Source organism: Rhizobium sp. CFBP 13726, from assembly GCF_014841925.1.
Lineage (GTDB): Bacteria > Pseudomonadota > Alphaproteobacteria > Rhizobiales > Rhizobiaceae > Neorhizobium > Neorhizobium soli.
In genome coordinates this window covers 328,399-351,121 of the sequence record NZ_JACYUU010000005.1, presented here as the reverse complement: position 1 = coordinate 351,121, position 22,723 = coordinate 328,399, and the positions used below count along the sequence as shown (strand labels likewise).

At 60.1% G+C, this 22,723-nt stretch carries 19 protein-coding genes and 1 tRNA gene; 7 read left to right on the top strand and 13 right to left on the bottom strand.

Translation table 11 applies throughout. The annotated features are described in order from the left end of the window. Positions 1 to 8 precede the first annotated feature (8 nt). The gene (locus IFT66_RS20705) at positions 9 to 1,238 is read left to right on the top strand and encodes a GNAT family N-acetyltransferase (RefSeq protein ID WP_244631559.1); all 1,230 of its coding nucleotides are present in this window, start codon (positions 9 to 11) and stop codon (positions 1,236 to 1,238) included. An 82-nt stretch (positions 1,239 to 1,320) separates the two neighbouring features. Then, positions 1,321 to 1,405: transfer RNA gene (locus tag IFT66_RS20700), tRNA-Leu, on the top strand. A 137-nt stretch (positions 1,406 to 1,542) separates the two neighbouring features. On the opposite strand, the gene IFT66_RS20695 is transcribed toward IFT66_RS20700, so the two are convergent. The 3 genes from IFT66_RS20695 to IFT66_RS20685 all read right to left on the bottom strand — a co-directional run bounded on the left by IFT66_RS20695 (position 1,543) and on the right by IFT66_RS20685 (position 5,273). Beyond that, positions 1,543 to 2,112 (bottom strand): tyrosine-type recombinase/integrase, encoded by a 570-nt coding sequence (locus IFT66_RS20695; RefSeq protein WP_192078758.1) that lies wholly within the window; start codon positions 2,110 to 2,112, stop codon positions 1,543 to 1,545. Beyond that, complete coding sequence (locus IFT66_RS20690) at positions 2,079 to 3,944, bottom strand: class I SAM-dependent methyltransferase (protein WP_192078757.1); 1,866 nt, start codon at positions 3,942 to 3,944, stop codon at positions 2,079 to 2,081. The genes IFT66_RS20695 and IFT66_RS20690 overlap by 34 nt, the downstream gene beginning before the upstream one ends. Before the next feature lie 561 nt (positions 3,945 to 4,505). Continuing rightward, positions 4,506 to 5,273, bottom strand: a complete 768-nt coding sequence (locus IFT66_RS20685; RefSeq protein ID WP_192078756.1) for an EAL domain-containing protein — start codon at positions 5,271 to 5,273, stop codon at positions 4,506 to 4,508. A gap of 252 nt (positions 5,274 to 5,525) precedes the next feature. On the opposite strand from IFT66_RS20685, the gene IFT66_RS20680 reads away from it, so the two are divergent. Then, positions 5,526 to 5,924 (top strand): hypothetical protein, encoded by a 399-nt coding sequence (locus IFT66_RS20680; protein WP_062577462.1) that lies wholly within the window; start codon positions 5,526 to 5,528, stop codon positions 5,922 to 5,924. A gap of 56 nt (positions 5,925 to 5,980) precedes the next feature. On the opposite strand, the gene paoC is transcribed toward IFT66_RS20680, so the two are convergent. Genes paoC through paoA form a run of 3 tightly spaced genes read right to left on the bottom strand, consistent with a single transcriptional unit; the run spans position 5,981 to position 9,786 of the window. Beyond that, on the bottom strand, positions 5,981 to 8,188 hold the full coding sequence (gene paoC, locus IFT66_RS20675; protein ID WP_192078755.1) for an aldehyde oxidoreductase molybdenum-binding subunit PaoC: 2,208 nt from the start codon (positions 8,186 to 8,188) through the stop codon (positions 5,981 to 5,983). A 3-nt stretch (positions 8,189 to 8,191) separates the two neighbouring features. Next, positions 8,192 to 9,142 (bottom strand): FAD binding domain-containing protein, encoded by a 951-nt coding sequence (locus IFT66_RS20670; RefSeq protein ID WP_062577460.1) that lies wholly within the window; start codon positions 9,140 to 9,142, stop codon positions 8,192 to 8,194. Next, positions 9,139 to 9,786: an aldehyde dehydrogenase iron-sulfur subunit PaoA gene (gene paoA, locus IFT66_RS20665; protein ID WP_062454375.1), complete on the bottom strand. Its 648-nt coding sequence runs from the start codon at positions 9,784 to 9,786 to the stop codon at positions 9,139 to 9,141. The genes IFT66_RS20670 and paoA overlap by 4 nt, the downstream gene beginning before the upstream one ends. A 209-nt stretch (positions 9,787 to 9,995) precedes the next feature. On the opposite strand from paoA, the gene IFT66_RS20660 reads away from it, so the two are divergent. Then, on the top strand, positions 9,996 to 12,698 hold the full coding sequence (locus IFT66_RS20660) for a DNA translocase FtsK (RefSeq protein ID WP_446737939.1): 2,703 nt from the start codon (positions 9,996 to 9,998) through the stop codon (positions 12,696 to 12,698). A 48-nt stretch (positions 12,699 to 12,746) separates the two neighbouring features. Here IFT66_RS20660 and IFT66_RS20655 read toward each other — a convergent pair whose 3' ends face one another. From IFT66_RS20655 to IFT66_RS20635, 5 genes are read right to left on the bottom strand one after another with little or no spacing between them, the layout of a single operon-like run. Then, entirely contained in the window at positions 12,747 to 13,163 is a 417-nt protein-coding gene (locus tag IFT66_RS20655) for a DUF2177 family protein (RefSeq protein WP_062454982.1), read from the bottom strand. Between the two features lie 37 nt (positions 13,164 to 13,200). After that, a complete protein-coding gene (locus IFT66_RS20650; protein WP_192078754.1) occupies positions 13,201 to 13,581 on the bottom strand; it encodes a DUF2147 domain-containing protein in 381 nt (126 codons plus the stop codon). Next, the gene (locus IFT66_RS20645) at positions 13,574 to 14,806 is read right to left on the bottom strand and encodes an SAM-dependent methyltransferase (RefSeq protein WP_192078753.1); all 1,233 of its coding nucleotides are present in this window, start codon (positions 14,804 to 14,806) and stop codon (positions 13,574 to 13,576) included. The genes IFT66_RS20650 and IFT66_RS20645 overlap by 8 nt, the downstream gene beginning before the upstream one ends. Then, positions 14,793 to 15,608 carry a DUF1365 domain-containing protein gene (locus tag IFT66_RS20640; RefSeq protein ID WP_192078752.1) on the bottom strand — a complete coding sequence of 272 codons (816 nt, stop codon included), beginning with the start codon at positions 15,606 to 15,608 and terminating at the stop codon, positions 14,793 to 14,795. Before IFT66_RS20640 ends, IFT66_RS20645 begins: the two co-directional genes overlap by 14 nt. After that, a complete protein-coding gene (locus IFT66_RS20635; RefSeq protein ID WP_192078751.1) occupies positions 15,605 to 16,966 on the bottom strand; it encodes an NAD(P)/FAD-dependent oxidoreductase in 1,362 nt (453 codons plus the stop codon). The genes IFT66_RS20640 and IFT66_RS20635 overlap by 4 nt, the downstream gene beginning before the upstream one ends. Before the next feature lie 197 nt (positions 16,967 to 17,163). Between IFT66_RS20635 and IFT66_RS20630 the strand changes: the two genes are divergently transcribed. The 3 genes from IFT66_RS20630 to IFT66_RS20620 are packed head-to-tail and all read left to right on the top strand — an operon-like array spanning position 17,164 to position 20,054. After that, positions 17,164 to 17,958, top strand: coding sequence for a DUF1295 domain-containing protein (locus IFT66_RS20630; RefSeq protein WP_192078750.1), 795 nt, complete (start codon positions 17,164 to 17,166; stop codon positions 17,956 to 17,958). A 12-nt stretch (positions 17,959 to 17,970) separates the two neighbouring features. Beyond that, on the top strand, positions 17,971 to 18,999 hold the full coding sequence (locus IFT66_RS20625; protein ID WP_062577449.1) for an SAM-dependent methyltransferase: 1,029 nt from the start codon (positions 17,971 to 17,973) through the stop codon (positions 18,997 to 18,999). Positions 19,000 to 19,019: 20 nt separating this feature from the next. After that, positions 19,020 to 20,054 (top strand): trans-3-hydroxy-L-proline dehydratase, encoded by a 1,035-nt coding sequence (locus tag IFT66_RS20620; protein WP_192078749.1) that lies wholly within the window; start codon positions 19,020 to 19,022, stop codon positions 20,052 to 20,054. 7 nt (positions 20,055 to 20,061) lie between these two features. Here the strand turns inward: IFT66_RS20620 and IFT66_RS20615 are convergent, their stop codons facing one another. Both IFT66_RS20615 and IFT66_RS20610 read right to left on the bottom strand, forming a co-directional pair. Further along, complete coding sequence (locus tag IFT66_RS20615) at positions 20,062 to 21,930, bottom strand: adenine deaminase (protein ID WP_192078748.1); 1,869 nt, start codon at positions 21,928 to 21,930, stop codon at positions 20,062 to 20,064. Between the two features lie 33 nt (positions 21,931 to 21,963). Further along, positions 21,964 to 22,719, bottom strand: coding sequence for an SURF1 family protein (locus IFT66_RS20610; RefSeq protein WP_174197371.1), 756 nt, complete (start codon positions 22,717 to 22,719; stop codon positions 21,964 to 21,966). Positions 22,720 to 22,723 lie beyond the last annotated feature (4 nt).

Here is a 22,723-nt window from a genome sequence, read left to right as displayed (position 1 = left end):
ACGTCACAATGCCGAACGTCGCGTCGCGTCTTCGTGCAGACCGCCCGGATGCCGATACACGGGTAGAAATCGGCCGGCCCGGCCGCGAATTTTGCCTCTATCCGGCAGGTCTCGGTTACGATCTGCAGGAAGAACTCGAATTTTTGTCTCACCGCGCGATGGAACCCAACATCTTCTTCTCGGCGCGGCTTCTTGCCCCCGCCATGCCGCGCATCGATGACCGCCAGGTGCGACTGGCGCTTATCCGTGACGAAGGCGAAAGCCATAGCCGCCTTCGCCTTTTGATGCCGTTTACCGTGGAGAAACCAGGCTTTGCCATGGGTGCCCCGATCATCCGCGTCTGGTCCAATCCGTTCGGCCCGCTCGGTACGCCACTGGTGGATGCCGAAGATGCGGCCGAAACCATCGACAACCTCCTGGAGGCCCTGACTGCCCGGGAAGCAAAACTTCCCTCCGTTCTCGTTCTGCCCGATGTGCGCTTAGGCGGCCGCTTTGCCCAGCTTGCGCGCGCCGTTGCCATCGGCCGCGACCTGCCCGTTGCCGTCACCGACAGCTTCCGCCGGCCGATGCTGGAAAGCCTTCAGGACGGCGAAACCTATATGAAGGCCTCCGTCTCGCCGCACCACTACCGCGAGATGCAGCGCCAGTGGCGAAAGCTCGGACAGCTGGGAAGGCTTGAATACGCCGTCGCCCGTCAGCCGGAAGAGGTGCGCCAGCGGATGGAGGAATTCCTGGCTCTTGAATCGACAGGCTGGAAAGGCCGCAAGCGTTCGGCCCTGATCAACGACCGTTACCGCGCAGCCTTTGCTCGCGAAGCGATCACCAATCTTGCCGAAGTGGACGCCGTGCGCATCCACACGATCAATCTCGACGGCCGCGCGATCGCCTCGATCGTGATCTTCTTGATGGCCGGCGAGGCCTATACCTGGAAGACCGCCTATGACGAGAGCCTCAGCCGCTATTCGCCCGGCAAGCTGTTGGTCATGAAGCTGACCGACTGGCACTTGGACGATGCCAACATCCTTCGCACCGACAGCTGCGCCGTGCCCGACCATCCGATCATGAGCAGGCTATGGGAAGAGCGCGAGGAAATGGGAACGCTGGTGATCGGCCTTGCCCGCAACAGCGACCGCGATGTGAGACAGGTCGCGACACAGCTTCACCTCTACCGCAACACCCGCAACATGGCGCGTCTGCTGCGTGAAAAGATCCTGGCGATTGCCGGACGCAATGCCTGACATCGCGGTTTGCAGCGATCCGAATAGTTCTTCTTGCATCCGCCGCCGAGGCCATGTTAGAGGCCTTCACCATACCCTCCGTGCCCCATTGGCGGAACTGGTAGACGCGCTCGACTCAAAATCGAGTTCCGAAAGGAGTGCTGGTTCGATTCCGGCATGGGGCACCACTCGCTCTAAAGAGCGTTGATTTCGTTTAGCTTTTCGCAATTTTCCCCGCACTCGGATCTAGGTGCGGGGAAAATTCGACCTTGATTTGTTCTGAAACCATTTTCGAAGCTCTGACTCCAAGACGCTTTCGATCCGCCTACTTTGTGTAGGTTCTAGCCTGGCGGGATGTTGCCCATCCATATTGTGCCATCAGCTCATGAGACGATGCGCCGGCATTGGCGGCCAAGGTTGCCGATAGTTTGCGCACTCCGTAAGCGCTCTTTTCGACGCCTGCTTTAGTGCAATGTTTCCGGAACCAGTTTCCGAACGACTCCGTCGTAGACGGTTGACCGTTCTCCCCACCGATAAAGGCGAGATCGCCAGTCTGTGTCTGAGCGATGACGCTCATCAGCCGGTCGGGAGACTCTACGGTTATCTCAGCACCCGTCTTCTGCGTTCGCATGCTGAAGGTATTGCCAACCATGTGCTGGCGCCCTGCCCTGACGATGTCCGATCGCCGGAGGCCCGAACACAGCAGTGGCTCGAAGGCCAGTCGCTGGCGGGTGCCTATCTGCCATGTGGTGCAGAACTTCGCAACGTCTTCCGCCACCCAAGGTTCGAAGGCATCCGACTTGTACTTGACTGCTTCAACACCGTGCGTCGGATCCTCGACGTTACGACGCGGCAAGGCTACTAAAGCTGATGTATGACGATCTGTCGAATACACAAGTCGCCGGCTCCCGCAAAGTGGGTTCGAATCTCCACGGGCATCAAGCTGTGATCGCTTGACAAGGTAAAATGGCCTCGGGCGGTCGACAGTCTTGCATCGTTGGCGGGCAAATCACCTGCCGCAATGACATTGCTCACCCCAACGCATACGTCCCATCGATCCGGCGTCCTTTCCATGTCCCCCCAGCTCCGATAGATGATTTCAAATGCGTAATCGCCGGAAGCCAAGCGAAGATAGGGCCCAAAGGTAAGGCAGCCCTTTGACTCCTTTCCGACCTCTGCAAACCGTTCAAGCCCGTCGATGATCTTACCGCCACGGGCTGGCAATTCGGACGCCCAGTAACGATAGAGCCGGTTGGCGCCATCGGCAGTCGTGCCGGCTTGCTTGTTGCGTACATCCATCAGGTCGGACGCACATTGGTCAATCAGACCCGAATGCACTTCTCCGCTGAATGGCCTTTTTGCATTGAACACAATAACGCGCCGCTGCGAACGACCGTCTCTGACAAAGAATTCGTCGGCAACTGGGTCCTCCGACAAATCGAGTTTAACATCGCGGAGGATTTGAGGGTGCAGGCAGTCCAGAACCAGTTTCCACGTCAGCGCGGATGGGACATATTGCGGCAGTTCGATGACGCACGCTTTTGCGTTCCCCATAATCTGGAGCATGCCCTTAAGCTCTGCACGGTAGACTTGGGTACTGTGGATATCGGCACTGATGTCCAAGCCAAGCCAGACGACATTATAGGCTCCGATATTGTCGATTTCCTCAATTGCCTGGGAAATCGGCCGCGATGAGAACATGAAGGCCATATCCTTACCAGCTGCCGTCTTGCTCACGCGCTCGATGTAATCAGCCGGTGTATAAGGATCAAACGCGATCACACGACGCGATTTGTCTAGAAAATCGACAACCGAGTTCGGAAAACCGCCGACTTCGATTACGGTCGCGCCCGGCTCATCGATGAGGTCCGCGGCGATCAGATAGCGGATACGGTATGCTGCGGTGCTGAGGTAATGCCAGCGCTCGAAGCTTGATTTCCTCCGACTAGCCTGAATCGCTTCGTCGACTTCCTCGGGCTTGCGGAACAGGACCTGCCGGTTTGTATCTGAAAAGGCTGCTCGGTTCTCAGCCAGCCGCGTAGGCGCGACTGTCGTTCGCCTTCGCATGAATGCGGTTCCCACGCCGACCTCTCCAAGCGTAAAGTATTCCCACTCCGGGTTGCGCAACCGAATTACGTCCATCGCTGCGGTAACACTTGGCATTGTCGTATCGTGAAGGCTCACGATCGCACGGGGGGACAAAACTGGAGCGAAGTCCTCGAAGTCGGCGATGACTCCCCGCTTCGAATGGTCCCCGTCGATGTGGAGATAGTCGATCAGCACGCCCTGATTAAAAAACAGGGCCGCGGCGTCCGTAGACAGCATCTTGAGGATGATAACGTCCCCTGCGCGCTTGGTGAAATCGTTGTTGACGTCGAGCCAGCCGCCACTCTGGCTGGGGCTGCCAAAGCCAAGGTCTGAAAGGTTTGCATCGATCAGATAGGTTGCGGCCGTGTCGATACCGTGATCGCGCTGGGCTTGCTTTAGGATTTCCGGCACAAACCCGCCACCGGATCCAATGCAAACGCTGACCTGACTGCGGATGGCGGCGGCGAGACCGTAATAAATGTATCCACAACCCAAAAAGCCGTCGAAAGCGCCATGGCTGTCACAAAAAATCGTACTTGTGAGCTGTGTCGCTCGCAGTTTGGAAAATAGCTCGCCAAGCGAGGTCGATAGAGCAGATGATGTGAGAGGCTCGCTCTCGTCGCTGGCGGAGATAGTCATCGGCTAGCTTCCGTTTTCGAGCATGCCGAGTTTGCGATCTCGCCTCGGATCGTCATGTCGATCGCGCCTAATATCGCCAGCTTCGCTGCCGACGCGCAAGCATTTTCACCGATCCGTTCCCATTTTGTTAACCGAGACAGGATCGCGTTTTGTTGTGAAATATCCTAAGCAGCCGCGCGATACCAATCGTCGTTGATCCTCGCTCTTGAGTTGTTCGAACATCTTCCAAAAAAACGTTATGCGTGTGCAGGCGAAAACTTGTCCAGATGCTCGCTGAAATCGTTGTCTCTCTTGGCTTCAGGTGCGCCAGCATGTGGCACCGCTCGCTCTCGAGAAAGTTGCTTTCGCCTCCTCTTTCATCACCTGCATTCCGGCGCGAAAAGTACTGTCGATTGACGTCAAGCTGTCTCGAACGTGAACGAACGCGCTGTTTCACTCGTCAAATCGAGCTAGCCTGAGCTTGCCCTTGCCAGCGTCCAGTCGGCATCTCTGCCTGTTTCCACTGCGTCGATACCGATCCCGGACCTTCATTCCGCTCTGGGTCGCCTATCCCGCCGCTTCTCAGGCAGCAGCAGCAAGCATCGCCTTCGCGGAAGCCGGGATGGCGAGGTGTTCGAAGCTTGGCTTGGCGAGCAGGTAGCCCTGGATGAGGGACACGCCCAGGTCCCGCAGGGCCGACATTTCGCCGACGGTTTCGACGCCTTCGCAGAGCGGCACGATGTTGAGTTCTTCGAGCATCCGCAACGTGTGCTTGACGATGGTGCGCCGGACCGGATCGGTGTCGATCCCTCTGATCATGTCCATATCCAGCTTGACGATATCGGGCTGGAAATGACTGAGGAGGCCGAGGCCGGAGTGGCCTGAACCGAAGTCGTCGATCGCAGTTTTGAAGCCCATATCCCGGTATGTCCGCAGGATGTGAAGGACGTGCTTGGTATCCAACTCCTCGTTCTCGGTGAACTCGAAGATGATGCGATCAAGCGGAAAACCCGTCTTCATGGCCGTGGCAAGCGTCAGGCGGATACACGCCCGCGGTTCGTAGACGGCGTTCGGCATGAAGTTGATCGACAGTTTCACGTCGTCAGCGGGGTCGTAGAGCTGCGCGGCAAGTTCGATCGCCTTGACCCGGCACTGCTGATCGAACGCATAGCGGTTGTCGGCCTGCACCTGCAATAGAACTGACCCGGCACCTTCTCCGTTTAGACCGCGAACAAGCGCTTCGTGGGCGAAAATCTTGCCTGTTGCGATGTCGACGATCGGCTGGAATGCCATCGAGAACGGTAGTTCGAATGCTGCGCCGTCGCGGCAGCCTTGGCAACTCGTCGTCATTATGGAAAAATCTCCGTTTGCATCAGACTTAAGGCTCATCGATTAAACTTCCGTTTCCCGCATGCGTCGAAACCAAAGCGCTTTTCTTGCGTCACACACCCCTGCGGTGATATCCGGGCGGTGCCGTTTTGCGGCCTCCCGCACCCAACTCTGGATCCGGCAGCCTCTTCAATCGCGTGCGGCTCTTGAACGAAACTGTTTGAAGGTCGCAGACCGGGGGTATCCCCAAGACGCAGGAAGCGTATCGCAAGAATGACACCAGCCATTGTCGAGGGCCGCGCGTGCGGAACCTGCACCCTTTGCTGCCGGTTGCCGGACATTGATGATCTCAACAAGCCTGCGGACGAGTGGTGCAGGCACTGCGTTGCCGGACAAGGCTGTTCCATCTACCAAGATCGACCGATGCTTTGCCGCGACTTCGTGTGCCATTGGCTAACGCGCGAAGGACTGGGCGACGAGTGGGCTCCTCAAAGATCCCACCTGATGGTCTATGGGGAAGGACAGCAGATTACGGTCCTTGCCGATCCCGACTATCCCGATCTGTGGCGTCATCCGCCCTATATGCCGCAGTTCAAGGCATGGGCATCCAACGCTGAAGCACGCGGCGGCTATGTTATCGTCTTCTGGCGCGACGAGGTTCTAAAAATATAAGGCCGGAGCATCTGTGGATGCTCCGGCCAGAGTTTTGCATAACGATGCCGAGCGGATCAGCCGACCTGCGGCATGTCCCGCAGCAGCTTGTCGAGCGTGACAGGGTAATCACGGATACGCACGCCGGTTGCGTTGTGCACGGCGTTCGAAAGCGCTGCCGCCACACCGCAAAGGCCGAGTTCGCCAACACCCTTTGCCTTCATCGGCGAGGTGGTCGGATCCGTCTCATCGAGGAAGATGACATCCTGATGCGGAATATCGGCATGGACAGGAACTTCGTAGCCGGCGAGATCATGGTTGACGAAGAAGCCGCGACGCTTGTCGACGGCCAGTTCTTCCATGAAGGCGCCGCCGACGCCCATCGTCATCGCACCGATGACCTGGCTGCGGGCCGTGATCGGGTTGAGAATGCGCCCTGCTGCACAGACGCTCAGCATGCGCCGAACGCGGATTTCAGCCGTGTACATGTCGACGCCGACCTCGACGAAATGGGCACCGAATGTCGATTGCTGCATCTCTTCTGCAAGATCGCCATACTCGATCGTATCTTCCGCAACGACACCATCCTTGCCAGCAGCCTCAGCGAGAGCAATGCTGCGGTTGCCGGAACGGATCTGGCCGTCGGCAAACGTGACATCTGCGGAGTTGAAACCGACCTTTTGCGAGATCGCATCCCGCAGCGCCACGCATGCGGCGTAGACGCCGGCGGTGGAGCTGTTTCCGCCCCACTGTCCGCCCGATCCCGACGACGCCGGGAAGCGGGAATCGCCGAGTTCTACGGCAACCTTGTCGATCGTTACGCCCATCATTTCGGCCGCGGTCTGGGCGATGATCGTGTAGCTACCCGTACCGATATCCGTCATGTCGGTTTCGACAGTCACGACGCCTTCGGAATCGAGCCGCACGCGGGCGCCAGACTTCATGTTCATGTTGTTGCGGAACGCTGCCGCAACACCCATGCCAACCATCCAGCGTCCGTCCTTGACGCGACCCGTCTCGGCGTTGCGCTTGTCCCAGCCGAAGGTTTCAGCACCCCGGCGAAGACATTCGACCAGCTGACGGTGCGAGAACTTCCGTTCAGGCTTTTCCGGATCAACCTGCGTGTCGTTGATGATCCGCAATTCGACGGGGTCGAGGTTGAGCTGCTCGGCCAGTTCGTCCATGGCGATTTCAAGCGCCATGAGGCCAGGCGCTTCGCCCGGTGCGCGCATTGCATTGCCTTCGGGCAGATCGAGCGCCGCAAGCCGCATGGAGGTCATCCGGTTTTCGCCGGCGTAGAGAAGGCGAGTCTGCGCCACGGCTGTCTCCAGGCTGCCACCCGGCAGGTTGCCGTTCCAGCTTTCATGGGCAATCGCGGTGATCTTGCCTTCCTGCGTCGTTCCGATGCGAATGCGCTGGATCGTAGCCGGGCGGTGCGTCGTGTTGTTCATCACGAACGGACGCGGAAGCGCGAGCTTGACGGGGCGTCCCGCCGCTTTCGCACCAAGCGCTGCAAGCACCGCATCCGACCGGAGGAAAAGCTTTGAGCCGAAACCACCGCCGACAAACGGCGACATGATATGGACCTTTTCCGGATCGATGCCGAGCGTGATCGCCATTTCGGACTTGTTCCATGCAATCATCTGGTTAGAGGTCCAGACCGTAACTTCGTCCCCGTCCCAAATGGCGAGAGACGAATGCGGCTCCATCATCGCATGTGACTGGTCGGGTGTCGTGTAGGTCTGGTCGAACTTGACCGCTGCCTCGGCGAACGCCTTGTCGAAGTTGCCGGCAGAAGTGTCTGCGTCTTCGCCTTCGGAGCCCTCCGGCTTCTTGGCCGTGTCCTTCGCTGCTTCCAGATCGTAGGAGCCGGGAGCGCGAACGTAATCCACCTTGATGAGGCTCGCTGCGGCGCGAGCCTGCTCAAAGGTTTCAGCGACGACGACGGCGATGGCCTGGTGATAATGCGAGATCTCGGGGCCACCGAGAAGCTTGGCCGCATTCATTTTGCCCTTGGAGAGCTTGCCAGCCGTTTCCGCCGTGACGACAGCCAGAACGCCCGGAGCGTTGCGGGCCGCCTGGATATCCATCGAGCTGATCCGACCCTTTGCGATGCCGGCGCCTACGGGATAGCCGTAGGCAACATTGAGGTTGGCGTGGTTCCATTCATAGGCATAGGTCGCCGTGCCGGTGACCTTCTTAGGGCCGTCGATACGCGTGATGTGCTGGCCGACCACCTTCATCTGGTCGATGGGATTGGTCGTGGCGGGACGATCGAATAGCATGGCTTACCCCTTTGTTTCTTCAAGGATGCCGGCGAGCGTGCGCTCCGCCAGTGTCACCTTGAATGAATTTTCTTCTGTTGGCTTTGCGCCTGCAAAGACCTTGGCCATCACGGCCTTGGACCCCTGCGGCAAGTCGGCTTCCGCCTCTTCGACGCGCCATGGTTTGGGAGCCACACCGCCGACCGCAACGCGACCGGTGCCATCCGGCTGGATGATCGCGGCAACCGACACAAGAGCGAACGCATAGGACGCACGGTCTCTCACCTTGCGATACACGTGCTTTCCACCCACAGGCGCCGGCAGCGTAACGGCCGTGATGATCTCGCCGCGCTCAAGCGTGGTTTCGATCTCGGGCGTATCGCCGGGCAGTTTATGGAAGTCGGCAATCGGGATCGCGCGTGTTGCGCCATCGGGCTTGACCGTCTCAACGGTTGCATCGAGGGCACGCATGGCAATTGCCATGTCGCCGGGGTGGGTGGCGATACAGGCATCGCTGACGCCGATCACGCCCAGCTGGCGGGTCACGCCGCCGATGGCTGAACAACCGCTACCGGGCTTGCGCTTGTTGCAAGGCTGGGCGGTGTCGTAAAAGTAAGGACAGCGCGTCCGCTGCAGAAGGTTGCCAGCCGTCGTTGCCTTGTTACGAAGCTGACCAGATGCGCCTGCGAGAAGTGCGCGCGAAAGCACGCCGTAGTCGCGGCGGATGCGCTCGTCCGAGGCGAGATCCGTATTGCGCACGAGCGCTCCGATCCGGACGCCGCCATCTTCGCTCTGCTCGATCTTGTCGAGGTCGAGACCGTTGACGTCGATGAGATGGGTCGGTGATTCGATCTCTAGCTTCATCAGGTCAAGGAGGTTGGTGCCTCCCGCGATGAACTTGGCGTTCTGGTTGTTGGCGGCCTTGGACGCAGCTTCAGCCGGTGATGCGGCGCGTTCATAAGTAAACTGTTTCATGCCTGCCTCCCCGAAACTTCCGTGATAGCCGCAACAATGTTCGGGTAGGCCCCGCATCGACAGATATTGCCGCTCATACGTTCGCGGATTTCCATCTCGGAAACCTGCGTGGGGGCGGTCAGGTCTTCCGTTACATGGCTCGGTATGCCGGCCTTGATTTCTTCAAGAACGGCGACGGAGGAACAGATTTGCCCAGGGGTGCAATAGCCGCACTGGAAGCCATCGTGCTTGACGAATGCCGTCTGCATCGGATGCATCTCGTCCGGTGTGCCAAGGCCTTCGATCGTGGTGATCTCGGAGCCCTCGTGCATGATGGCAAGCGACAGGCACGAATTGATGCGGCGACCATCGACCATGACAGTACAGGCGCCGCACTGGCCGTGATCGCAACCCTTCTTGGTGCCGGTCAGGTGCAGGTTCTCACGCAACGCGTCGAGCAGGGTCGTGCGGTTGTCGAGATCGAGATCCTGGCGTGTGCCGTTGACGACAAAACCCACCCGCGACGTCGCCGTCCCCGGCCGAGGAGGCGGTGTTGCCGCCTGCGCATTTGCAGCTCTGTTGCTATTTGCCACGGCCACAGAGCCGGCAGCGGTTGCGACGAGAAGATCCCGTCGTGACATTTCAAACGAATTCGGACTCGACATGGGGGCTCCATCTTGACGACTACAGTTGACCCAATAACCACCAACTGCCCGAGTCTGTTCCGTCCCAAAGACCATTTCACCGGCGCCTTTTGTCACAGGCGATCACCGCACTCGACGATTTATCGGCGCCGGCAACGCATGGTTAATGTTTGTTTTATATCCAAGGACGTTCGTGTCCCAGATTTGTTCATATGGTTTCATTGGTGGCAATGCGTCTCACAGGCCCGCAATTTCGCGAAACTGACAAGCTGGAAGCCCAGGCTTCCGAACTGCCGGATACCGGCCACTCTCACCCCATAAATCCGCCTGAGCCCCCGAATGCGGGGCAACAGGTGGCTTGCGACATCGTGTCGACAGTCCAGATGCAGGCTCACGAGATCGAGGCGCTGCCGGACTGGCAGAAGGCCTTCATGTTGGGCCCGACCGTTCGCTTCACCCGCACGCCGGAGAAGACCATCTCCAGGCGTGGGGCACCCTCCGGCCCGGAAGCGGAGGGCGAAGCCGTCGCTTCCCACGCCGTCCCCGAGGCTGTCATTCCCCCTATGGCGGCGCGAGCCGTTCAGGAGATTTCCGAGATTACTTTCACCCAAAGACATGACGGCGACGCGCTGTCGACCTCTATCGCCAGCTTCCTGTCGCCTGAACCCGGCGCCCGCAATCTCGTCGGCACTCTCGATCAGGCGCTGAGGGAACGCCGGGCCACGTTTGCCAGGGAAACCGTTGAACCGGTGCTGGTCGCAGTTGCGCCGCCGCAGCCTGAAGCAGTGATTGATGCTCCCGTGATTAGCACTGAAAGACAGTCTCCGATCGCCAACCTGCCGGATCATCTGTTCTTCGAGGTGATGAGCCTTGGAGAGGCCACCGGCGAAGAGTTCGCGCTGACCCCGCCTCCCCCGCCAAAGGTCGAGCAGAGACCTGTGTTCGTTGCTCAGCGTCCGCTCCCGACCTATCCGAAACAGCCGGTCCGGCCCGAACCTGTGCGGGTTGCCCTGAGGGCGCCGGTCATTCGCCAGCCGATCGAGACCCTGACCAAACGTCTGGTTGAAGAAATTCCGGTGGGGCCGTCGCCGCTTGATCTCTATCGTTCGATCACGTTGCGCCAGGCCGGCCACGATGCTGCGCCAAATCCGGTGGGGCCTCCAGTGGAGGATGCGCCCGTCATCGCTGCTGCTGCTCCGGTCGTTCCTGAGCCTGTCATTCCTGAGCCTGTTCTCGTTGCGCCCGTCATCGCTGAGACCGTCATCGAGGCCCCGGCGCCTGCGGTCGCCCCCGTTGTGCCAGTAAAGTCGACGCGGCAGGTTGTCATGGCCACCCGCGCGATCTCTCCGATCCGGCCGTTCAACACCGAACCGCTGCATGCGTCCGACGACTACGAGTTCCCGTCGATCGAATTGCTGCAGGCACCGGTGGACGACCAGATCAGCCCCGTCAGCCAGGAAAGCCTGGAACAGAGCGCCGGGCTTCTGGAAAGCGTGCTCGAAGATTTCGGCATTCGCGGCGAGATCATCGACGTTCGTCCCGGCCCTGTCGTGACGCTCTACGAATTCGCCCCGGCACCCGGCGTCAAATCCTCCCGCGTCATCGGCCTTTCGGACGATATCGCCCGCTCGATGTCGGCGCTTTCGGCGCGTGTTGCTGTCGTTCCCGGTCGCAACGTGATCGGTATCGAACTGCCAAACCCCGTGCGCGAAACAGTCTACCTGCGTGAGCTGATCGAAAGCGGCACCTATGCGGGTACCGGCTTCAGGCTTCCGCTTTGCCTTGGCAAGACGATCGGCGGAGAACCCGTCGTCGCCGAGCTTGCAAAGATGCCGCATCTGCTCGTCGCCGGCACAACCGGTTCGGGCAAGTCGGTCGCGGTCAACACGATGATCCTCTCGCTGATCTACCGTCTGCGGCCGGATCAATGCAGGCTGATCATGGTCGATCCGAAGATGCTCGAACTGTCGGCCTATGACGGTATCCCGCATCTGCTCACCCCTGTCGTGACCGACCCCAAGAAAGCGGTTCTAGCGCTGAAATGGGCGGTGCGCGAAATGGAAGACCGCTATCGCAAGATGTCGCGTCTCGGCGTTCGCAATATCGACGGCTTCAACGCCCGTGTGGCGGCCGCGTCCGCATCCGGCGAGGTCATTTCGATCAGCGTCCAGGTCGGTTTCGACCGTCAGACCGGCGAGCCGATCAACGAGCAGCAGGACATGGACCTGACGCCGTTGCCCTATATCGTCGTCATCGTAGACGAGATGGCCGACCTGATGATGGTGGCCGGCAAGGAGATCGAAGGTGCGATCCAGCGGCTTGCGCAGATGGCGCGTGCTGCCGGTATCCACCTGATCATGGCGACGCAGCGGCCTTCGGTCGACGTCATCACCGGTACGATCAAGGCGAACTTCCCGACCCGTATCTCTTTCCAGGTGACGTCCAAGATCGACAGCCGCACCATCCTTGGCGAACAGGGCGCGGAAAACCTGCTCGGTCAGGGCGACATGCTACATATGGTGGGCGGCGGACGCATTGCCCGCGTTCACGGTCCCTTCGTGTCGGACCAGGAAGTCGAGCGCATCGTTGCGCATCTGAAGACGCAAGGTCAGCCGCTCTATCTCGGCAGCGTCACGGAAGACGAAGAGGGTGAAGAGGTCGAGGAGGAAGACCAGGCGGTCTTCGACAGGTCCGCGATCAGCGAGGAAGACCGGGACGAGATGTACGAGCAGGCGATCAAGGTCGTCATGCGCGACAAGAAGTGCTCGACCTCCTACATCCAGCGCCGCCTGTCGATCGGCTACAACAGGGCCGCATCGCTTGTCGAACGCATGGAGAAGGATGGGCTGGTCGGCCCGGCCAACCATGTGGGCAAACGAGAGATACTCGACCAGCGCGGTCAGCCGACCGCGGTCGAAGAGCCTGAACAGTAATAGCTCAAAGATATGGCCGGGATTTCCCGGCCATATTGTTTTCGAACGCTAGTGGTGTTTTGTTCTGAAGAACCGCAGAACGATCCAGGTGGCAAGACCGCTGGCGAGACCCGAAAGCAAGGTACCCCAAATGATGTCGGCCACTGAAAGCAGCGTCGACCAGTTCTTCATGACCGCATGGTTGGTGAGATCGTAGGTCATGTACGACATGAACCCGATCGCCGCTCCCTGCCGCACCGCTGCTCCGACACCGCCTGCAATCAGGGCCGGACGCACTGCCATCAGCGTCAGTCCGCCGATATAGAGAAGGTAGAAGATCACGGCAGGCGCAAGACGGAAACTCGGCAGAAGCATGTCGCCCATGACCGGCCGGTAAAGCAGGCTTGTCATCGTGCTGAGCCAGACGGAGTCTATCGCGCCGAACACGATGAACGTGGTGATGTAGGCAAGAGCCAGCGTCTTCAGCGAGATCTTCGCCATGGGTTCGTTCCCTCTTTCTGTGTCAGTCGATGCGGGACCAGTTGACGGCACGGCAAAGAATACCGCCAGCAACGCAGCCTTTCGTCGTCATCTTCTTTTCCGCGACAACGACTGTGATCTTGAACGTCATGTTGCGTTGTGGATCAAAGGCGGTACCGGAATAGGAGCCGTCAGCTGTCCGGTCGATCGTCATGACCAGCTTGTCGCCGGCCTTCTCGCTCCCCGATCCGGGCTTGATCCATGTGTTGGTGGCGCAGATCTGGGCGCCGCAAGGCGCAATCTCGACCTTGGCATTGCCGTCGCCACGAGCCCAGTTGCCGTCCAGATCAGCGGCAAGAAGCGGCCCTGCCGACAGTGACAAGAGTGCTGCGACAGCACCGATTCGCAAACCCAGATTACGCATGTTCAATCGTATAGAAGCCAACATTGATCGCTTCCTCCTCGAAGCCAGCCTCGCAATAGCAAAGGTAGTAGTCCCACAACCTACGGAAACGGCCGTCGAAACCGAGTTCCGCAATCTTCGGCCAGGCGGCGTGAAACCGCGTCCGCCACTCGGCCAGCGTCCGCGCATAGGACGCGCCAAAATGTTCGATGTCGCTGACGACAAGCCCGGATTTCTCAACGGCTGCCGTGAACGCGCTGTCCGAGGGAAGAAATCCTCCCGGAAACACGTATTTCTGGATGAAATCCGGATTGCGCCGATAGGAATCGAAGCGGTCCTCGTTGATCGAGATCACCTGCAGAACCGCACGGCCACCGGGCTTCAAACAGCGACGGATGGTGTCGAAATAAGCTGGCCAATAGGCCTCTCCGACCGCTTCGAACATCTCGATCGAGACGATCCGGTCGAATTGCCCTGATGTATCGCGGTAGTCCTGCAGTCGGAGATCGATCTGCCCTTCCACGCCGGCCTGCCGGATGCGCTCGTTTGCAAAGGCCAGCTGCGAGGGAGAAAGAGTAAGGCCGGTGACCCGGGCATTGACGTTCTGTGCGAGGTCCAAGGCAAGAGCGCCCCAGCCGCAGCCGATCTCAAGCACGCTGTCGCCTTGGCTCATGGCGAGCTTTTCGCGGATACGCTCGAGTTTCTGACGCTGGGCATCTTCGAGAGACTGTCCCTGATGCTCGTAGAGCGCCGAGGAATAGAACATCGAAGGGTCTAGCCACTCAGCGTAGAACTCGTTGCCGAGATCGTAATGGGCCTCGATATTGCGTCGGCTGCCGCGCTTGGTATTGGCGTTGAGAAGATGCGACAGGCGAACCGCGATCCGGCCGAGATAGCCCCCATGGGTCGCAAGCGTCAGCCCATGCCGGTTGCGCGCAGCAAACCGGATCACATTGGTAAGATCAGGTGTCGTCCATTCCTGCTTGAGATATCCTTCCGCAAAACCGATGTCGCCCGCATGCAGAACGCGGCTCAGCATCCGCCAGCGCTTGATGACGATAACGGCGTCCGGCCCTTTTTCCGGCCCGGCCATCTCTATGGTGCGACCGGAAGGCAGCACAACGCGAATGGAACCGTAGCGGATACCGCTCAGCAGCCGGTTCACGACGCGCGCGCCGAAGCCGGCAACGCCAGCTCCGGGTGTGCGATCGGTCGTTACGGAGGTGAATTCGTCAGATTGGCTCATGGATTTCCACTTTGCGTAGGGGAACAGCAGGAGTGACGGAGACGGGGTTTTCCGGTGGCTTTGGACGCTTGCGCAAACGCACGCCCTTGAGCCAGATTTTCAGTGCCTCCCAATGGATGCCGCCGACGACCCGGAGCGTCAGGAAGGGAATGGCGAAGAAGGCCTTCAGAAGCGCCCGGTCTGTCAGATCACGGCGGTGGGCGAGATGACGGGCAGTCAGCATTGGCCCCTCGGCATCGAATGTATCGATCTTGATCGACAGCCGTTCGGACGGCGGCGTCACGCGAAAGGTATAGCGCTGGTCCATGTCCATGAACGGCGAGACATAAAATGCCTTGTCGCAGTGCTGGACGATCTCGCCGCCGACACGATTATCGGCCGGGATGAGGTAGCCATGGCGTTCCCCGAATGTGTTATCCACTTCCCACAGGATCGCCTCCACCTCGCCATCGCGTCCGTAGCAGAAGAAGATGCTGAGCGGATTGAAGGCCCAGCCGAGTATTCTCGGCATGGTGAGAAGCTTGATCGACCCGCCATCAGGCTCGAGCCCTGCGGCGCGCATCCATTGCTCTATCTGGCCCCGAAGATCGGATCCCGAGCGGTCGCCGCGATCTCTTTGCCGAAACGAGAATAGATTGAACCGGTCGACGGAAAACAGTTTCAGGCCGCGATCAAGCGCGTCGAGCTCGTCGAGATCGATCAGCAGCGAGTAGATCCTGTAGGCCAGCCGATGCTCTTTCGGCCGCATGCGTGCATGCGTGACATGACCAGGATAAATCGCCGACCGAAACGAAGCCGTCATGCCGTGACCTCGATCGGAACGGTAGCGCCGAGCGGCCGGCGCACGATCCGGGCGCTTTCCTCGGCGACCTTCCAGGGACGCCGAACGCCGCCAAGATCTTCCGCGACCGCCAGGCCTGCCTGGAGGCCGTCTTCATGGAAGCCCGAGCCGAAGTGGGCGCCGCAGAACCATGTGTTGCGCACACCCTGAAGCGACCAGATTTCCCGTTGTGCCCGCTCGGTTGCCATGTCGAAGATCGGATGCTCGTAGATCTCGCTCCGAATGACGGCGTCCTCGCGGGGCTGACGCGGGGGATTGAGTGTCACAAAGGTCGGCGGCGCATCGCCAAGCGGCTGCAGCTCATTCATCCAGTAGGTGATGGCAGGCTGGACCTGCGCCTCGCCGGTCTTTGCCGAGTAATTCCAGCTGGACCATGCGCCCTTGCGCTTCGGCATGAAGCTCTGGTCGCTGTGCAGGATCGCCTCGTTGCGGGAATAGCGGAAGGCCCCCAGAATGCGTGCCTCGTGGTCATCAACGTCCGACAGGAGACGACGTGCCTGATCGGCATGCGTTGCGATCACCACCTCGTCAAATGCCTGCCATCCGTCCGGTCCGGTGGAAATTTCAACACCGCCACCGGTTCGCCTGATCGCCTGGACGGGTGTCGACAGGCGAATGCGATCGCGAAAGTCAGCTGTCAGGCGATCCACATATTCCCGGCTTCCGCCCGTCACCGTGCGCCAGATCGGACGGTTCCAGAGTTCGAGCAGCCCGTGATTGCCACAGAAACGGACGAAGTTGACCGCGGGATACTCACCCACCTTACCCGCGGGCATCGACCAGATCGCAGCCGCCATCGGGTAGAGATGGTCGTCGCGGAACGCCCGTCCGTAGTGATATCGGTCGAGGTAGTCATCGAGTGACAAACCGCCCATCGTCGACAGATCACGGGGAGCATTGCGGTAGAAGCGGACGAGATCGCGCATCATCGACCAGAAGCGTGGGCTGACGATATTGGACTTCTGGGCGAACAGTCCGAACCCTGTGCCACCAGAATATTCGAAACCGCCATCGTCGAGCGAGACGGCGAAGGACATGCTGGAGGCCGTGGTTGGAACATCCAGATGACGGAACAACGCCGTCAGATTAGGATAGGTCACCTCGTTATAGACGATGAAGCCGGTGTCGACGGAAACGGTTCTTCCCGATGCGTCGAAATCCACGGTATGGCTGTGGCCGCCGATACGATCGGCTGCCTCGAACATGGTAACATCGTGGGCCTTGGCCAGAAGCCATGCAGCAGACATGCCGGATATTCCACTGCCGACAACTGCGATGCGTCGACGTCCCGAGGTCCTATGCGTCTCACGAAATGCCATACAATTCCCCCAGCTCCCAAAGCAATCGATCACCTGCCCTGTGGGCTCTGTAATCATTACGAGAGATTGAGATAGAGAGTTTCACGCAATATCACTTCTTTTTGCGACATTTTTTCCAAGTCCATGAAACTGATTGGCTATGTCAGCCGTAGAGGGACACAAAGAACGTGTCGGGCTTTCTACGTTCGAGGAGACCAATGGATTACATTCACCTCATTTTTCTGGCGATAGGCCTGTCGCTGGCCATGGCAATCTCCTGGGCCGTACAGCGCGCGACGGGTGCGAGCGGCTGGATAGACACGATCTGGTCGCTGGCGGTCGGCGTCGGCGGCGTGGCTGCAGCCTATCTGGCGGCCGGTCCCGTCGAGCGCCGCGTGACGGCAATCGTCATCGTTGCGGCCTGGTCGCTGAGGCTTGCCTTCCATATTGGCGCCCGCACGCGGCTCGGTGGCGAGGATCCCCGCTACGAAAAGCTTATCAAGGAATGGGGCGATCGCGCTTCCTTCCGCCTGTTCTATTTTCTCCAGATCCAGGCGGTCGCTGCCTTCATTCTTGTGCTTGCAGTCTACTGCGCCGCTTCGAACCCGGCAGAATACCCGCAGGTGGGCGATCTTCTCGCGCTTGCCGTGGCAGCGATTGCCGTTATCGGCGAGATGGTAGCCGACGTTCAGCTCTCGAGATTCCGCAAGACGCCGGAAGCCAAGCGGGAAATCTGCCAGAGGGGGCTGTGGGCCTATTCCCGCCACCCTAACTATTTCTTCGAGTGGCTGTTCTGGTGCAGCTGGCCGCTGATGGCGCTTCCGGCGCTGGGCTTTGCCGCGATCGCGCTTCTCGCGCCTGTGATGATGTACTGGCTGCTGGTGCACGTCTCCGGCATTCCGCCGCTTGAGGAACACATGCTGAAATCCCGGGGTGACCAGTTCCGTGCTGTCCAGGCACGCGTCAACGCATTTTTCCCCGGTCCGCGTCGATCCAAACTCTCAACACAATAAGGGAACGCCACGATGAACATGCTGGCCTTTGCCATCAATACGGCTGAACGAGCACCCTTAAGCGATGGCGTGACGCTTGCCGGGATCGACTTTCTATGCGGTCGCACCAAGCGGAAGCTGGCCTCCACGCCGGCAACCGCCGAGGACGCGTTCGCAAGGTCGATGGCCGACTTTCCGATCGCCACCCATACGGATGATGCCAACCGCCAGCATTACGAACTGCCGCCAGAGTTCTTCAGCCTCGCTCTCGGTCCACAGCGAAAATACTCCTGCGCATTGTATCTGGCTGACGATACCACGCTTGCGGAAGCGGAATCCTACGCGCTGGCCGAAACCGTGCGTCACGCGGAACTGAGCGATGGAATGGACATTCTCGAGCTCGGCTGCGGCTGGGGTTCGTTGTCGCTCTACATGGCCCAGCATTTTCCCAATGCCCGGATCACCTCCGTCTCCAACTCGGCCCCGCAGCGTCAACACATCCTCAGCGAAATCGAGCGGCTGAAGCTCGACAACCTCACCGTCATCACGGCCGACATGAACGACTTTTCGACGGATGAGACCTACGACCGGGTCGTCTCGGTGGAAATGTTCGAACACATGTCGAACTGGCGAGGCCTGATGGAGCGCACAAGAGGATGGCTGAAGCCTGACGGAAAGCTGTTCCTGCACGTGTTCACCCACAAGGATCGGTCCTACCGGTTCGAGCACGACAACCCAGCGGACTGGATCGCCCACCATTTCTTCACAGGCGGCATCATGCCCGCGCACGACCTGCCGCGTCGTTTCGATGATATTTTCACCGTCGAACAAGACTGGCGCTGGTCGGGTCTCAACTATCGCCGCACCGCGATGCATTGGCTTGAAAATTTCGATCGCGAGATCGGGCAAATCCAGCCGATCCTGAAGGATGTCTACGGCAAGGACGCCTGCCTCTGGCAGCGCCGCTGGCGTCTGTTCTTCCTTGCCACTGCCGGATTGTTCGGCCATGACAAGGGAGAGGTCTGGGGCGTTGGGCATTACCTGATGACACCCAAGCGGTAACATCTGCCGGGGGGTCGCGTTTGCGCACATCAAAGGTCATCCACATCGTCAGCTGCCATGCGGAGGGCGAAGTCGGGGACGTCATCGTCGGTGGTGTGCTGCCGCCGCCGGGCGATACACTCTGGGAACAGTCACGCTTCATCGCCCGTGACGAGACGCTGCGCAACTTCGTGCTGAACGAGCCCCGTGGCGGCGTCTTCCGGCATGTGAACCTGCTGGTGCCGCCGAAGGATCCGCGCGCCCAGATGGGCTGGATCATCATGGAGCCCGCCGACACGCCACCGATGTCCGGCTCCAACTCCATCTGTGTTGCGACCGTACTGCTCGACACCGGCATCATTCCCATGACCGAGCCGGTGACACGCATGACGCTCGAAGCGCCAGGCGGCTTGGTCGAGGTCACAGCGGAATGCCGCGACGGCAAGGCCGATCGGATCACGGTGCGCAACGTGCCATCCTTTGCAGACAAGCTCGCAGTGTCGCTGGAAGTGGGCGGCTTCGGAACACTGACGGTCGACACAGCCTATGGCGGAGACAGTTTCGTCATCGTCGATGCGGCTTCACTGGGGTTCGAGGTGAAACCCGACGAGGCACGCGAGATTGCAGAAGCAGGCGTGAAGATTACCGCGGCCGCCAACGAGCAGATCGGCTTTACCCATCCGGACAATGCCGGCTGGGACCACATTTCCTTCTGCCAGATCGCCGCTCCCCTTACCCGGGAAAACGACGTGCTGAGCGGCGCAAACGCCGTCGTCATCCAGCCGGGCAAGATCGACAGGTCTCCCACCGGTACGGGCTGCTCGGCGCGCATGGCGGTTCTCCATGCGCGTGGCGAGATGGCAATCGGCGAGACCTATATCGGCCGCTCGATCATCGGTTCGGAATTCCACTGCCGTATCGAGTCGACGACGCGTGTCGGTGATCGCGAGGCAATCTATCCGCTGATCTCCGGCCGCGCCTGGATTACCGGCACGCATCAATTGATGCTGGATCCGTCGGACCCTTGGCCGGGCGGCTATCGTCTTTCGGATACCTGGCCGAAGCTCGGAGCGTGAAGCGGCGTCAAAATACGACCGGATGGGTTTTGCCGGTCTGGACGTTGACGAGCCCCTCCGGCGCGTAATCGCTCGGGGCGACCAGAACCCAGCGCCAGGGCGCGCAGGTGAGCGTCGCAAAGGCGAGACGCTCCGGGAAGCCTGCAGACCAGCGCGGATGGAAGCTCGGCTCGAACATCCACTCGACCTTTTCACCCTCGGCATAGAGCGCCTGCATCTCCTCATGCAGAGCGTCGGCCGACCGGCAGCTCATCAGCCCCGCCACCTCGTAACGAACCCGCGCGACGACCTTTCCATCGCGAACCAGTGCCCAGCCACCATCATTGGCAGCGACGGCGTTGACAGCTGCGGCCATCGCTTCGTCCGATGAGCCGACGCACCAGATATTGTGCTTGTCATGCGCCATGGAGCAGGCAAGCGCCGTATCCGGCGTCCGCGGCCCGCAACCAAGCCAGAACATTTTCGACACCGCTCCCTTGCCCGAGAACCGGTCGATGATCGAGAACTTGGTGATGTTGCGATCGGCATCGCGCTGGACGAACCCATCTTCGACGGGAAGGTCGAAGGTCAGGAAATCATCGGTCCAGTGGAACGGCCGCAACACCGCAGCCGTCATTGTCTCGCGTCCGGGGCGAGCGGCAATCGCGAAATCTGCGGCCGTCAGCTCACGGCCGATATTGATTGTCTTCGTTGCCCAGTCCGGCCAGTCGATTTTGGGCACCTCGGGCAGATAGCGCTTGCCATCGGAAACCTGGATGCCATCGGCCCAGACCTTGGCGATCTGGAACTTTTCGACGTCGGACAGAAGCACGATATCGGCATAACGTCCCGGCGCGATCGTGCCCACCCAGGGCGTCAGGCGCATGTGACGGGCCGGATTGATGGTCACGCACTGTATGGCGATCTCGGGCGCAAGGCCTGCCTCGATGGCGAGGCGAACGTTGTAATCGGTGGCGCCGAGTTTCAGAGTATCGGAGGCGCTGCGATCGTCCGTCGTCAGCGCGATCTGCGACCAGTCGGCGAGGCCCTTCTTGAGGAGACCTGCGATGACCTCCGGCAAACTGTGCGGGCGCAGTTCCATGAACAGGCCGCGGGTCAGCTTGTCCCAGAACTCCTCGACCGTCCAGGCTTCGTGATCCGATGCCAGACCGGCCGCGGCGAAAGCGTTGATCGTTGGGATGTCGCGAATGCCCGCCGCGTGACCTTCAACGACTCCGCGCTTCTCAAACGTTGCTCGGATCATGCCCCAGAGGCGGTCGTAGGAAGGGCTGGTTCTGTCCCACACGCCCGGCCAGTCCATCACCTCGTCGAGGCCCGCAACCATCAGGCTTTCGGACATGAACTGCTTTTGCTCGTCATAACCGAGATACCCGCCGCCATGCTCATAACCGGTGGGCGGCACGGCCGATCCGGGCAGCGGGAAGATCTTGAGCGGCGAGCCGGCGGCGCGGGCCTTCAGCCAGAATTCAAGCGTCTTTGCGCCGTTGACGTTCGAAAACTCATGGCTTGCCTCGCAGGTCCAGGTATTGCCGCGGGGAAGAACGAGTGCTGCTTCCCATTCCGGTGTCAAATGCGAGCTTTCGATATGCTTGTGCACCTCTCCAAGCCCTGGAATGGCAGCCAGATCGGGTTCATGCACCCGGTGAGCGACGGTGCCCGGATAGGATCCCGCATCGCCGACATAGGCAATGCGGCGGCCCTTGATGATGATTTCCTGATTCGTGCGCCATGTCCGCGTGCTGACATCGAGCAGCCGGCCTACCCGGAGCGCCGTATCGGCTGGCAACTTGCCAAGTGCGACGAGCGTCAATTCCTGGCGAACCGCGATCTCGACATCAGAATCGAGGCCAATATCGTTGATGGCGGGAGTATCCAAGGCGCGTTCTCCTCAAGATGAAATCGTTGCGGATCAACCGGCCGCGCGCTGCAAGCGTCCGAAGAAGATCGCAGCACCGAGAGACATGATTGCGAGCGCAAACCAGGTCAGTGCGTAACTCAGATGACTGTTGGGAAATTGGATGACGGTCAGGCCGCCAACCGGATAGCCACCCGGGTTCGACGTTGCGTCCGCATCGATGAAATAGGGCATGACGCCCTGAAGACCGCGCGACGCGCTGATCGCTGCGACATCGCGCGAATACCAACGCTCGTTGCCCGGATCGTTCTCCCGCAGGAAGCCGCCGCCGGGTTCGGAGAGGCGGACAAGACCTGTGACGGCGGCTTCGCCGACGGTCTGGCTTTCAACCCGGGTTGAGGGATCCCTGCGGTCAGGGGGCACGAAGCCGCGATTGATCAGGATCGTCCTGCCGTCTTCAAGCTTCAGCGGCGTCACGACCCAGTATCCGGGCCCGAGCTTCGTCACGGCCTGAACCAGCGCTTCCTTCGTGTGATCGAAGGACCCGGAGATGGCGACGTGGAGATATTCGATATCGTCAGGTGACTGGCCGGCTGCCGGAGGTGCCACCGGCGTTGCATGCACACGGGCGTCGACCCTTGCGATAAGATCGAGCTTCCATAACAGGCGTTGCACCTGCCAGGATCCGAGCGCCACGAAAATCAGCGTCGCGAAGACCAGAAACGCCCGCATGATATGGGAGCGAGAACGGGAAAGTGGCGCGGAATGACCCGCGCCACTTTGATTGGTGTCTGTCTCAACCGGTCTCATGACC

Bases quoted from the DNA above. Each gene is read 5' to 3' on its own strand.
- IFT66_RS20635 (WP_192078751.1), bottom strand. From the start codon at position 16,966: ATGGCATTTCGTGAGACGCATAGGACCTCGGGACGTCGACGCATCGCA.
- IFT66_RS20685 (WP_192078756.1), bottom strand. From the start codon at position 5,273: ATGACGACGAGTTGCCAAGGCTGCCGCGACGGCGCAGCATTCGAACTA.
- IFT66_RS20680 (WP_062577462.1), top strand. From the start codon at position 5,526: ATGACACCAGCCATTGTCGAGGGCCGCGCGTGCGGAACCTGCACCCTT.
- IFT66_RS20610 (WP_174197371.1), bottom strand. From the start codon at position 22,719: ATGAGACCGGTTGAGACAGACACCAATCAAAGTGGCGCGGGTCATTCC.
- IFT66_RS20630 (WP_192078750.1), top strand. From the start codon at position 17,164: ATGGATTACATTCACCTCATTTTTCTGGCGATAGGCCTGTCGCTGGCC.
- IFT66_RS20650 (WP_192078754.1), bottom strand. From the start codon at position 13,581: ATGCGTAATCTGGGTTTGCGAATCGGTGCTGTCGCAGCACTCTTGTCA.
- IFT66_RS20645 (WP_192078753.1), bottom strand. From the start codon at position 14,806: ATGAGCCAATCTGACGAATTCACCTCCGTAACGACCGATCGCACACCC.
- IFT66_RS20670 (WP_062577460.1), bottom strand. From the start codon at position 9,142: ATGAAACAGTTTACTTATGAACGCGCCGCATCACCGGCTGAAGCTGCG.
- paoA (WP_062454375.1), bottom strand. From the start codon at position 9,786: ATGTCGAGTCCGAATTCGTTTGAAATGTCACGACGGGATCTTCTCGTC.
- IFT66_RS20690 (WP_192078757.1), bottom strand. From the start codon at position 3,944: ATGACTATCTCCGCCAGCGACGAGAGCGAGCCTCTCACATCATCTGCT.
- IFT66_RS20640 (WP_192078752.1), bottom strand. From the start codon at position 15,608: ATGACGGCTTCGTTTCGGTCGGCGATTTATCCTGGTCATGTCACGCAT.
- paoC (WP_192078755.1), bottom strand. From the start codon at position 8,188: ATGCTATTCGATCGTCCCGCCACGACCAATCCCATCGACCAGATGAAG.
- IFT66_RS20660 (WP_446737939.1), top strand. From the start codon at position 9,996: ATGCGTCTCACAGGCCCGCAATTTCGCGAAACTGACAAGCTGGAAGCC.
- IFT66_RS20705 (WP_244631559.1), top strand. From the start codon at position 9: ATGCCGAACGTCGCGTCGCGTCTTCGTGCAGACCGCCCGGATGCCGAT.
- IFT66_RS20625 (WP_062577449.1), top strand. From the start codon at position 17,971: ATGAACATGCTGGCCTTTGCCATCAATACGGCTGAACGAGCACCCTTA.